The organism is Paramagnetospirillum magneticum AMB-1, assembly GCF_000009985.1.
Taxonomy (GTDB): Bacteria; Pseudomonadota; Alphaproteobacteria; order Rhodospirillales; family Magnetospirillaceae; genus Phaeospirillum; species Phaeospirillum magneticum.
Genome location: NC_007626.1, coordinates 4,722,334 through 4,734,082, shown reverse-complemented (window position 1 = coordinate 4,734,082; position 11,749 = coordinate 4,722,334). Strand labels below are relative to the sequence as shown.

Sequence of the window (11,749 nt, the reverse complement as noted above, 5' to 3'; positions counted from 1 at the left end):
CCCAGCGCATTGACAAGCAGCGCCGCGGCCCCATATCGCAAGACCGCCCGTCTGTCCCGGTTTATGCTGGTCAAGACGCCCCGTCCGTTCAAGAAAGTCGCCCTCGCATGCATCAGCGCCCCATCGCCGGCCTTCCCCTGGTTTCGCTGGAGGCCGTCCATCTCAACTTGGCGAGCCTTGCGGGCGAGGTCAATGTTCTCGATGGCATCGACCTGCAGGTGGCGTCGGGCGAGACCCTGGGCGTGGTCGGTCCCTCGGGCTCGGGCAAGTCCACCCTGCTGATGGTGATGGCCGGTCTGGAGCGCCCCACCTCGGGCAAGGTGGCGGTGGCGGGCCAGGATTTCGGCCCCATGGATGAGGACGGGCTGGCGCGCTTTCGCCGCGACAGTATCGGCATCGTCTTTCAGAGCTTTCATCTGATTCCCACCATGACGGCGCTGGAGAACGTGGCGGTACCCCTGGAACTGGCCGGTCATGCCGATCCCTTCGGCGCGGCGCAGGAGGAACTGGGCCGGGTGGGGCTGGCGCACCGGTTGTCCCATTATCCCGGCCAGTTGTCGGGCGGCGAGCAGCAGCGGGTCGCCCTGGCCCGGGCCTTCGTGCCGCGCCCCAAGCTGCTGCTGGCCGACGAGCCCACCGGCAATCTGGACGGCGCCACCGGTCGCGCCGTGATGGACCTGCTGTTCGACCTCAATGCCCGCTTCGGCACCGCCCTGGTGCTGGTCACCCATGACGATTCCCTGGCGGCGCGCTGTACCCGCGTGGTGCGGGTTGAGGATGGGAAGATCAAGCCGTGATCTCTTTGGCGATCAAGTTTGCCTGGCGGGAATTGCGCGGCGGGCTCAAGGGGTTCCGCGTGCTGGTGGCCTGTCTCGCCCTCGGCGTGGCGGCCATCGCCGGGGCGGGGTCGCTGCGCGCCGCCTTCGACGCGGCCCTGGCCGAGGATGCCCGCGCCCTGCTGGGTGGCGATCTCGATATCCGCCAGACCCACCAGCCCTTCGCGCCCGAGATGCTGGCGGCTCTGGCCGGGCTGGGCCGGGTCACCCAAGGCGTCGAGATGCGGGCCATGGTCCAGGTGGACGGCAATGCGCGGCGCTCCCTGGTGGAGTTGAAGGGCGTTGACGAGGCCTATCCCCTGGTGGGGCGGCTGGAACTGTCATCGCCCATGCCGTCGCCTTTCGCCTTTCATGACGGCGCCTGGGGTGCGGCCGCCGAAGGCAATCTGCTCGACCGCCTGGGGCTCAAGATCGGCGACGAGGTAAACGTCGGCGACGCGACGTTCCGCATCAATGCCGTCATCGCCAAGGAGCCGGACCGCATCGCCACGGCGCTGTCCTTCGGCCCCCGGCTGATGGTGGCCAACGGCGCGGTGGAGGCCACCGGGCTGATCCGTCCCGGCTCCCTGGTGCGCCACACCCTGCGCCTGCTTCTTGCCCCGGGGACAAGCCCGGCCGAGGCCAAGGCCGAACTGGCCCGGAGATTCGCCGAGGCGCCCTGGCAGGTCCGCGACGCCGCCGAAGCCGCGCCGGGCGTCGGGCGCTTCCTCGATACCCTGGCGTCGTTCCTGTCCCTGGTCGGCCTCACCGCCCTGCTGGTCGGCGGCATCGGCGTGGCCAACGCGGTGAAGGCCTATCTGGACGGCCGCATCGGCACCATCGCCATTCTGAAAGGCCTGGGCGCGCCGTCGGGGCTGATCTTCACCACCTATTTCCTGCTGGTCGGGCTGCTGGCCGGTCTCGGCATCCTGCTGGGGCTGGCGGCGGGCGCCGCCTGGTCCCGCTGGTGGCCGGACTGGGCGCCGAGCGCATTCCCCTGGCGCTGAAGTCCGGACTCTATCCCCGCCCCCTGATGATCGCCGCCGGCTTCGGCACGTTGTCCGCCCTGGTGTTCACCCTGTGGCCCCTGGCCCGGGCCAAGGCGGTGCCTGCCGCCGTGCTGTTCCGACGGCTGGCGGCGCCCGCGCCGGGTTCGGTGGGCTGGCCCATGCTGGCCGCCCTGGTGCTGTCGGGCGGCGGGCTGGCGGGGCTGGCGGTGCTGTCGGCGGCCAACCGTCCCCTGGCCGCGTGGTTCGTGGCCGCCGCCTGCGCCACCCTGGCGCTGTTCCGCGTCCTGGCCTGGGGGCTGGCGCGGGGGGCGGCGGTCCTGGCCGCCCGGCACGGCCGCCGGGCCGGTCCCACCTGGCGCATGGCGCTGGCCAATCTGCACCGTCCCGGCTCGGCGGTGGTGGGCATGGTGCTGTCCCTGGGGCTGGGTCTGTCGGTGCTGGTGACCATTGCCCTGGTCGAGGGCAATCTGGCCGCCCAGTTCGGGGAAAGGCTGCCGGAACAGGCGCCGTCCTTCTACTTCATCGACGTCCAGCCCGATCAGGTGGACGACCTGGAGCGGGTGGTGAGGGACACCGACCCGGCCGCCCAATTGTCCAAGGCCGCCATGGTGCGCGGCCGGATCTCGTCCATCGGCGGCGTGCCGGTGGGCCAAGCCAGGATCGCCCCCGAATCGGAATGGGCGGCGCGCGGTGATCGCGGCCTGTCCTCGGCGGCGGCCCAGCCCCCCGGCTCGCGCATCGTCGAGGGCAAATGGTGGCCCGAGGATTACCAGGGGCCGCCGCTGGCCTCGGTGGATGCCGCCGTGGCCAAGGGCTTCGGCCTCAAGGTGGGCGACCGGCTGGGCCTCAACGTCCTGGGCCGCGAGATCGAGGTGGAGGTGGCCTCGCTCCGTCAGATCGACTGGTCCAATCTCTCCATGAATTTCGCCTTCCTGCTGTCGCCCGGCGTGCTGGATGGCGCGCCCCATACCTTTATCGCCACCCTGCGCACCGAGCCCGCCATGGACGCGGTGGTGGAGAAGGCGGTGACCGACCGTCTGCCCAACGTCTCCTCCATCCGGGTCAAGGAGGCGCTGGAGGCGGTCAAGGGCATCATCGCCGAGGCCGATCTGGCGGTCCGTCTGGCCGGAGTGGTCACCCTGGCGGCCGGCGCCCTGGTGCTGGCCGGCGCGGTGATGGCCGGGCATCGCCGCCGGGTGTGGGAGGCGGTGGTGCTCAAGGTGGTGGGCGCCACGCGGGGCCAGCTGTGGCGGGCCCATCTGGCCGAGTTCGCCCTGATCGGGCTGGTCACCGGCCTGGCCTCGGCCCTGGTGGGCTCGCTGGCGGCCCGCGCCATCCTGCTTTACGTCATGAAAACCGACTGGGTGTTCCTGCCCGGCGCCACCGCCGCCACCCTGGCCGCCTGCATGGCGGCAAGCCTGCTGGCCGGCTTCATCGGCACCTGGAAGGCCCTGGGGGCAAAGGCCGCACCATTACTGAGGAATGAATGAAATCCGTGTAACTTGATTCTTTCCGGAAGTCCCTCATATTGGTGTGCAGGTTCAACTGAGTGTTCAAAGGAACGACCATGGCTTTCGGATCAGACCGCAGATACATGAGTGCCGCCCAGGCGGAGGCTGCTCAGATCGACGTGGGTCTGCGGCAGTACATGCTGAGTGTGTACAACTACATGGCTTCGGCTTTGGCTTTGACCGGCATCGTCGCCTGGGTGATCGCCAGCGTGCCGGCCCTGACCGCCATTGCCGTCTACTCGCCGCTCAAATGGGTGTTCATGCTGGCCCCGCTGGGTCTGGTGTTCTTCATGGGCGCCAAGATCGACAGCATGCGCGCCTCGACCGCTTCGACCCTGTTCTGGGTCTATGCCGGCCTGATGGGCGCGTCGCTGGCCTCGGTGTTCCTGGTGTTCACCGGCGCGTCGGTGGCCCGGGTGTTCTTCGTCACTGCGGCGGCCTTCGCCGGCCTCAGCCTCTACGGCTACACCACCAAGAAGGACCTGTCGGGCTTCGGCAGCTTCCTGATCATGGGCGTGTGGGGCCTGATGATCGCTGGCATCGTCAACATCTTCCTGCAAAGCCCCATGATGCACTTCGTCATGAGCGCCGCCGGCGTGCTGATCTTCGCGGGCCTGACCGCCTACGACACCCAGAACATCAAGCAGATGTACTGGGAGGGCGATCACTCCGAGGTCGCCCAGAAGAAGGCGGTGTTCGGCGCCCTGCAGCTCTACATGGACTTCATCAACCTGTTCATGTTCCTGCTGCAGTTCATGGGCGTGCGCCGCGACGACTAAGCGCCGCTTCCAGGTGAATGAACGAGCCCGCCCCGAAAGGGGCGGGCTTTTTCGTGGGGGTTCCCGATGGCGGGGCTCCCGCCCCGGTCCCCGGTTGGAGGCGATGCCTCCAAACCTCCCTTTTGTTTATGGCTTCAGTCCTCCGGCACCACCAGGTCGCGATAGGCGTGCCAGCTGGCGTGCCCCACCACCGGCAGAGCCACCACCAGCCCCACCAGACCCAGGGCAAGGCCCAGGCCGGTGATGCCGGCCAGCAGGGCGGCCCACAGCACCATGGGGCCGGGATTGCGCGCCACCGCCATCACCGAGAGGGCCGCGCCGGCGAAAAAGTCGGTGTGGCGGTCCAGCATGACCGGCAGGGTCACCACATTGGTGACGAAGGCGATGGTGGCCAGGGCACCGCCGAAGACGGTGCTGGTGATGATGAAGGCGATGCCGTCCAGGGTGGGCAGAACCTCCAGCAGCGAACGCCAGTCGGTGGGTTGGCTGGGAAAGCACACGGCGAAGATGATCACCGCCAGCCGGGCCCAGATCATCAGGAACAGCATGTAGATCAGCCCGGCGGTCATCATGTGGAAGCGGTTGGGCCGCCAGCAGGTCAGGATGGGGCGCCAGTCCAGGGGCTCGCCCCGTTCCAGCCGGCGGGAAACCTCGTAAAGACCCAGCGCCAGCAGCGGCGCCACCAGCATGAATCCTTCCACCAGGGGGGTGATCAGATATTCCAGTCCCGCCAGGGCCAGGCCGCCGGTGACGGCAAAGCCCGCCAGCACGAAGGCGGCGCCGTAGAACAGGCTGAAGGGCGCGGCGCGCCGGGTGTCGCGCCAGCCGGCGCCGATCCATCCCAGGACCTGGGGGACGCTGACGGCTCTGACCCGCTCGCGGCGAAGCGGCGCGGCCTGGGGTGGAACGGTACCGGTGACAGCCATGATCGGCCTCCCCCGCCTGGGTTGATCCAGGTCATATGGGAAGGGGCGGCCCGACCGGAAAGGGGATTATTCCGCCAGCACTTCCATGGCCTGGTTGAGCTGGCTCATGCGGTGGTGGTTGCCGTGATTGCTGTCCGGATGGTGGATGGTGGCCAGCATGCGGAACTTGGCCCGCACCGTGCGGCGATCGGGGGCGGCGCCAGGCGGAAAGCCCAGGATATGGAGGGCGTCCGCCCGGGTCATCACCCCGTTGGGCAGCGGCTCGAAGGACAGTACGTTGATGATGGCGCGCAGACGCTCGATTTCCTCGTTGGCGGAGGCGATGGCCACGGCCTGTTCGCGTACGCCCCGGCGGCGCTCCTCCTTGGGGAAGGCGGGATCGGCCTGGGCCGGCGGCGGCGGAGAGGGGGGAGGCGGGGGTGGGGGAGGCGGGGCGACCTCTTCCCCCGGTCGCTCGACCCGGAGGCGGACATCGCCCTGGGCCATGGCCAGGGCCATGGCCAATGCCCGGCGGATGGCCTCGACACTGTAGCCGGGCGCCATGCGCACCTGCAGCCGCGGCTTGCGGCGCCAGGGACGCCCCTCGGCCGGGCCGGATTTGAGGATGACGGTCTCGCGGTCCTCGGGCTCGGGCTCGCCGGGGTCGGGGAAGGCGGCGATAGTCTCGGGCGGGACCACCAGCAGTACCGAGCGGGCGATGTCGCCCACATTGACCCGCCGCCGCAAGGCGAGCTTGTCCACCGCGTCGCGGAAGGCGCTGGCGCAGGGGATGGTATAGGAATGCTTCACCGTGGCGGTCGCGGCGGTCGCTGTATGATCTTTCATGGCCCGGATTCGATTGCCGTATCAGATGCCCTCACCCACCCGAAATGAATAGGCGGAAATGCTCGAATCCGTCAACTGCCAATGTTGGCCGTTGATAGGAAGAATGAACTTGCGGCGAGAACGTGGATGAAAATGCGGCGTTTTAGGCGGTGACGCTGTGAAGGGTCGCCTCGGTCATGTGCAGCCGCCGACCCTCGGCCAGCAGGGCGCGCATGCCATCGGCGGGCAGGGGGCGGCTGAAGAAATAGCCCTGCATCTGGTCGCATCCCAGGTTGCGCAGGAAGTCCAGGTGTTCCTGGTGCTCGACGCCTTCGGCCACCACCTTGAGCCGCAGCGCCTTGGCCATGGCGATGATGGCGTCGACGATGGCTGCGTCGTTGGGATCGGTGGTGACGTCGAGCACGAAGGAGCGGTCGATCTTCAGCTTGCTGATGGGAAAGCGCTTGAGCACCGACAGCGAGGAATAGCCGGTGCCGAAATCGTCGATGGAGCAGGCGATGCCCATCTCCTTCAACTGATTGACCACGGCGATGGCATTGTCGGCGTCACGCATGGCCGAGCTTTCGGTCAGTTCCACCTCGAGCCAGCGGCTATCCAGCCGGTTGTCCACCAGGGCACGTTCGCAGGCCGACAGCAGGCGGCGCGCATACTGGAACTGCCGACCCGAGACGTTGACGGCCACGGGGATGGGCGGCAATCCCTCGTCCTGCCACTGCTTGTTCTGGCGGGTGCACTCCCACAGCATGAACTCGCAGACGCCGTCGATCAGGCCCGATTCCTCGGCCACGGGGATGAAATCGGCGGGCGAGACCATCCCTAAGTCGGGGCTGTTCCAGCGGACCAGCGCCTCCATGCCTACCACGTCGCCGTTTCGCAGGTCGACCTGGGGCTGGTAATGGGCGATCAGCTCGCCCTGGTCGATGGCGCGGCGCAGCCGGGTCTGCAGCGACAGGGTCTTTGCCGCCCTGGCGCTGATCTCCTTGGTGAAGACCTGCAAGGTGGCGGGTCCCTGCACCTTGGCCAATTGCAAGGCGGCGTCGGCGTTCTTGATCAGGGTCTCGGCGTCGTCGCCGTCGCGGGGATAAACCGCGGCACCCATGGCGGCCGAGACGTCGAAATCCTGTCCCGCCGCCGCCACGGTGGCGTGGGCCGAGGCCCGCAGACGCTCCAGGGCCTCCATGGCCTCGCGCTTGGAGCCCAGCCCGGTGATCAGCACCAGGAACCGGTCGCCCGACGTACGGGCAATGACGTCATTGGACGACAGGGCGGCGCGCAGCAGGTCTCCCGCCGCCATCAGCACCTGATCGCCGATGCTGTGACCCATGGTGGCATTGATGATGCCCAGGCGGTCGAGTCCGACGCTGACCACGGCAAGCATGGTCTGGTCGCGGGCGGCGATTTCGCGGGCGGCGGCAAAGCGTTCCAGGAAGGCGGTGCGATTGGGCAGCCGGGTCAGCGGATCGAAATAGGCCAGGAAGGACAGGCGCTGTTCCGCGTGCTTGCTGTCGGTGACGTCGAGCATGACCCCGTCCCACACCACGTTGCCGTCGCCGCGCAGCGTGGGGCGCGACTGCCCGCGCAGCCAGCGGCGGCGGCCATCGCTTCCGGGGACGGCCATTTCCTCGTCGAAGGGCTCCATGCTCCGCGCCGAACGGCCCAGACCGGCATAGAAGCCGGAGCGTTCGTCCTCGGGAATCAGGGACAGGAACAACTGAGGATTGTCGATCAGTTGCTCGGGGCCCAGTCCCAGGATGGCGCGGCAGCCCTCGCTCACATAGGAGAAGCACAGGCTGCCGTCGGGGTGCAGTTCGCGCTGGAACACCATGCCGGGAACATTGGCGGCGATGGCGCGCAGTCGTTCTTCCGATTCCCGCAAGGCCGCCTCGGTCAGCTTGCGCTCGGTGATGTCGCGGCCGATGCCGATGAACAGCCGCTGCCCCTCCAGCCGGACCTCGGTGGTGGACAGTTCCAGCGGGAAGGTGGATCCGTCCTTGCGCAGTCCCATCAGTTCGCGCGCACCGCCGCCGACGATGCCCCCGGCCGAAACCTCGGCGGATTCCAGCAGGTCGTCCAGGTGCAGCGATTGCGGCAGCAAGGTGGTGAACGGCTTGCCCACCAGTTCGCTCGACGCCCAGCCGAACAGGGCCTCGGCGGCGGCATTGACGCTGTCGATAGTGCCATCCGACCCCACGACGATCAGGGAATCGCCGGCATGGTCCATCAGCATTTCCAGGCGAAGTTCGGCGCGGCGGCCGTCGGTGACGTCGACCATCACCCCGTCCCAGATGACCGAGCCGTCCTCCTGGCGTCGGGGTTCCGAGGCGCCCTTTAGCCAGCGGACCTCGCCATGGGCGCTGATGGCACGGAACTCCTCGCGGCAGGTGTCCATTTGGGCCGCCGAGCGGCGAATTTCGGCCAAGTGGGTGTCTCGGTCGGCCCAATGCACCGCGTGCAGGCATCCTTGGGAATTGACGCCCATGGACTCTACGGCAAAGCCCAGGACGGATCGGATGCTGGGGCTGAACCAGGGGTAATGGATGGTTCCATCGGTACCGAGGCTGCGCTGAAAGGCAAAACCGGGAAGGTTGGCGGTCAGCCCGTCCAGGCGCGCCTCAGCCTCGACGAGACGCGGCAATGCCTCGCTGGGGGCGCAAGGAGCTCCTCCGGCAAGCCCGGCGGAGGCTTGAGTGGCGGACGCCCCCTGTTCGTTGCCCGAATTCGTGCTGCTCTTCACCCGTGATTCCTTTCCCGGCTGTGGCCGGGAATAATGGAAGTCGTCCACTCTTTCAATGGTATCGGGCGATTTGGCTGCGGTCAAAACCAAATGTATTCACCGACGTTACGGAGAATTAAGGGAGTTCTGCGTGGATTCTTAGGCTGAATCCCTTACATTCCGTGAACCGAACCCGTCTCGAGGACAATCATGAGCATGACGATGGCCTGGATCTCTGATCCCGAGATATGGATCAGCCTGGCGACCTTGGCGTTGCTCGAAATCGTGCTGGGGATCGACAATCTGGTCTATCTGGCCATCATTTCCAACCGGCTGCCCGAGCGCCTGCGTCCCCTGGGCCGGCGGCTGGGTCTGGCCTTCGCGGTCGTCACCCGCCTCGGCCTGCTGGCGTCGCTCAGCTGGATCGTCGGGCTGGTCGAGCCGGTCTTCGTGGTCTGGGACCACCCGGTCAGCTGGCGCGACATCATCCTGATCGGTGGCGGCACGTTCCTGGTGGCCAAGGCCACCCACGAGATTCACGGCAGCCTGGAAGGCGAGGAGGAGACGGCGGGGGCCGTCGGCGAGGACGGGGCCGCCGGCAAGGCGGTCGAGGCCGGTCTGGCCTCGGTGGTGGTGCAGATCGCCGTGCTAGACATCGTCTTCTCGCTGGATTCGGTGATCACCGCCGTGGGCATGGCCCGCGACCTGGGCGTCATGGTGGCCGCCGTCATCCTGGCCTCGGCCGTGATGGTGGTGGCCGCCAATCCCCTGTCCGCGCTGATTGCGCGCCACCCCACCATCAAGATGCTGGCACTGTCGTTCCTGCTGCTGATCGGGGCCACCCTGGTGGCCGACGGGACCGGCTTCCACATGCCCAAGGGCTACATCTACTTCGCCATGGCCTTCTCGCTGGGGATTGAAATCCTCAATCTGCTGGCCCGGCGCGGCAAGCGGGCGCCGGTCAAGCTGCGCACCCCCGTGCCGTAGGGCGGGGATGTCCCTCCCGCCGCTGGGGTTGAGCCCCGGGGGGTGACTGTGCTATCGCTTCCGCCGGATTTTCTTCCGGCGGAGGCAAGCCTTGCCCGCCGCATCACGATTTCAAAGGATATTGGAGAACGACATGGCTTACGTCGTCACCGAGAACTGCATCAAGTGTAAGTACCAGGATTGCGTCGAAGTCTGCCCGGTGGACTGCTTCTACGAGGGCGAGAACTTCCTGGTGATCAACCCCGACGAATGCATCGATTGCGGCGTCTGCGAGCCGGAATGCCCGGCCGAAGCCATCTTCCCGGATTCCGATCCCAAGGCTACCGCCTGGACCGACACCAATCGCCAGTATGCCGGCTCGTGGCCCAACATCACCCGCAAGGGTGACGCTCCTGCCGATGCCGACGACTGGAAGGGCAAGCCCGACAAGGCCAAGCTGCTGTCGCCCAATCCGGGCCGCTGATCCTTTCCGCAAGATATTGTAGCCGGCGCCGGCCCAGGACCCAGAGGGTCGTGGGGCGGCGTTTGCGCATGGAGACGTGGCGGAAACGCAGGCCTTTGGGGAATTTTCCTGTTCTTCACAGAAGGCGCCTGTGCTATAAGGGCAAGTCCGTCGAACTGTGCCGACGGACAGCTTATTGGCAAAGCCATCGGGGCGGGAGTTCGCCCACCAAGACAAGCTGCGAGATTTGAACCAGCCCGTCAAGGGCGCGGCTGGCGAGCATCTTTCGTTTGTTGCGTTGGGCGTATCGGGCGCTTTTGCCGGATCCGGACCTTCTGTCGAGGGAATTGTTGAAGATGACGATCGTTTCTTTCACCCAGGGCGACTATGTGGTCTATCCCACCCACGGCGTGGGTCAGGTGGTGGCCGTTGAAACCCAGGAAATCGGCGGCATGAAGCTGCAACTGTTCGTCATCACCTTCGATCGCGACCGGATGACGCTGCGCGTACCGGTGACCAAGGCCCAGAAGTCGGGGCTGCGCATGCTGTCGTCCCGCTCGGTCATGGACACCGCGCTGTCGACCCTCAAGGGCCGCGCCAAGGTCAAGCGCACCATGTGGAGCCGTCGCGCCCAGGAATACGAGGCCAAGATCAATTCCGGCGATCCCGTTTCCATCGCCGAGGTGGTCCGCGACCTGCACCGCAACGCCAATCAGCCCGACCAGTCCTATTCCGAGCGTCAGATCTACGAGGCCGCGCTGGAGCGTCTGGCCTCGGAATTGGCGGCGGTGGAGCGGATCGACACCCAGGCGGCGACCGAGAAGCTGCAGGGCCTGCTCGAAGCGGCTTGATGTTTGGGCCGGCGGCTGCGACCATGACACCCGGTTGGCGAACCCGAGCGGATTGATGATCGTCGAAGCCGAACGAACGTCCACGACCCAGGCTGATTCCAACGTCTTCGCGACTCTGCGGGGCGGCGGTCGAGTCTGGGCCGTCGCCGCCGTCCGGGGCGAGCATGCCCGCCTGTGCGCCCTGCATGCCCGGCTGTCCCGGGAATTGCGGCCCGGCGACCAGTTGGTCTATCTCGGCGATTACCTGGGATGTGGCGCTCCGGTGCTGCAGACCATCGACGAATTGCTGACCTTCCGCCGCTCCTTCATCGCCACGCCCGGCGTGGAAGTGGAGGACGTGGTCTATCTGCGCGGCACCCAGGAAGAGATGTGGCAGAAGCTGCTGCAATTGCAGTTCGCCCCCAATCCGGCCGAGGTCCTGCGCTGGATGGTCGATCACGGCATCGCGCCGACCATCGCCGCCTATGGCGGATCGGTGGAGGAGGGGCAGAACGCCATCCGCGAAGGCATCCTGGCCCTGACCCGCTGGACCAGCCAGCTGCGCCAGACCATGCGTAATTACGACGGCCACACCACGCTGATGAGCGTGCTGAAGCACGCCGCCTTCACCGACGACAATACGCTGCTGTTCACCCATGCCGGTCTGGACCCCACGCGGCCGCTTTCTGCCCAGGTGGATGCCTTCTGGTGGGGCTCCAGCCTGTTCGCCGGCATGGACGAGCCCTATTCCGGCTTCAAGCTGGTGGTGCGCGGCGCCGACCGGCGCCACGGTGGCAAGGTGCTCGGCCCCTTCGCCGCCACCCTGGATTCCGGTTCGGGTCATGGCGGCACCCTGACCGCCGCCTGCTTCGGCGCCGACGGCGCCATACTGCACATCCTGGAGGCCTGAC

Annotated in this window: 11 protein-coding genes; 8 read left to right on the top strand and 3 right to left on the bottom strand. The window is 67.1% G+C overall.

All coding sequences use genetic code 11. From position 1 onward, the window contains the following. The first annotated feature begins 107 nt into the window (after nucleotides 1-107). From AMB_RS21885 to AMB_RS21875, 4 genes are all read left to right on the top strand, one after another. The gene (locus tag AMB_RS21885; RefSeq protein ID WP_043745616.1) at nucleotides 108-797 is read left to right on the top strand and encodes an ABC transporter ATP-binding protein; all 690 of its coding nucleotides are present in this window, start codon (nucleotides 108-110) and stop codon (nucleotides 795-797) included. Then, nucleotides 794-1,822, top strand: a complete 1,029-nt coding sequence (locus AMB_RS26650; protein WP_011386674.1) for an ABC transporter permease — start codon at nucleotides 794-796, stop codon at nucleotides 1,820-1,822. The genes AMB_RS21885 and AMB_RS26650 overlap by 4 nt, the downstream gene beginning before the upstream one ends. Then, nucleotides 1,783-3,315 (top strand): ABC transporter permease, encoded by a 1,533-nt coding sequence (locus AMB_RS26645; protein ID WP_011386673.1) that lies wholly within the window; start codon nucleotides 1,783-1,785, stop codon nucleotides 3,313-3,315. The genes AMB_RS26650 and AMB_RS26645 overlap by 40 nt, the downstream gene beginning before the upstream one ends. A gap of 77 nt (nucleotides 3,316-3,392) precedes the next feature. Further along, nucleotides 3,393-4,115 (top strand): Bax inhibitor-1/YccA family protein, encoded by a 723-nt coding sequence (locus tag AMB_RS21875; protein WP_043745612.1) that lies wholly within the window; start codon nucleotides 3,393-3,395, stop codon nucleotides 4,113-4,115. A 134-nt stretch (nucleotides 4,116-4,249) separates the two neighbouring features. Here the strand turns inward: AMB_RS21875 and AMB_RS21870 are convergent, their stop codons facing one another. The 3 genes from AMB_RS21870 to AMB_RS21860 all read right to left on the bottom strand — a co-directional run bounded on the left by AMB_RS21870 (nucleotide 4,250) and on the right by AMB_RS21860 (nucleotide 8,600). Next, a complete protein-coding gene (locus tag AMB_RS21870; RefSeq protein WP_011386671.1) occupies nucleotides 4,250-5,041 on the bottom strand; it encodes a DUF2189 domain-containing protein in 792 nt (263 codons plus the stop codon). 66 nt (nucleotides 5,042-5,107) lie between these two features. Then, nucleotides 5,108-5,866, bottom strand: a complete 759-nt coding sequence (locus AMB_RS21865) for a J domain-containing protein (protein ID WP_011386670.1) — start codon at nucleotides 5,864-5,866, stop codon at nucleotides 5,108-5,110. A 142-nt stretch (nucleotides 5,867-6,008) separates the two neighbouring features. Continuing rightward, the gene (locus tag AMB_RS21860) at nucleotides 6,009-8,600 is read right to left on the bottom strand and encodes a sensor domain-containing protein (RefSeq protein ID WP_231848923.1); all 2,592 of its coding nucleotides are present in this window, start codon (nucleotides 8,598-8,600) and stop codon (nucleotides 6,009-6,011) included. 189 nt (nucleotides 8,601-8,789) lie between these two features. Between AMB_RS21860 and AMB_RS21855 the strand changes: the two genes are divergently transcribed. The 4 genes from AMB_RS21855 to AMB_RS21840 all read left to right on the top strand — a co-directional run bounded on the left by AMB_RS21855 (nucleotide 8,790) and on the right by AMB_RS21840 (nucleotide 11,748). Further along, complete coding sequence (locus tag AMB_RS21855) at nucleotides 8,790-9,566, top strand: TerC family protein (protein ID WP_011386668.1); 777 nt, start codon at nucleotides 8,790-8,792, stop codon at nucleotides 9,564-9,566. A gap of 133 nt (nucleotides 9,567-9,699) precedes the next feature. After that, nucleotides 9,700-10,029: a ferredoxin FdxA gene (gene fdxA, locus AMB_RS21850; RefSeq protein ID WP_043747159.1), complete on the top strand. Its 330-nt coding sequence runs from the start codon at nucleotides 9,700-9,702 to the stop codon at nucleotides 10,027-10,029. A 335-nt stretch (nucleotides 10,030-10,364) separates the two neighbouring features. Next, nucleotides 10,365-10,859 carry a CarD family transcriptional regulator gene (locus AMB_RS21845; RefSeq protein ID WP_043745607.1) on the top strand — a complete coding sequence of 165 codons (495 nt, stop codon included), beginning with the start codon at nucleotides 10,365-10,367 and terminating at the stop codon, nucleotides 10,857-10,859. A 55-nt stretch (nucleotides 10,860-10,914) separates the two neighbouring features. Next, nucleotides 10,915-11,748 carry a hypothetical protein gene (locus tag AMB_RS21840; protein ID WP_011386665.1) on the top strand — a complete coding sequence of 278 codons (834 nt, stop codon included), beginning with the start codon at nucleotides 10,915-10,917 and terminating at the stop codon, nucleotides 11,746-11,748. The last annotated feature ends 1 nt before the right edge of the window (nucleotide 11,749 follow it).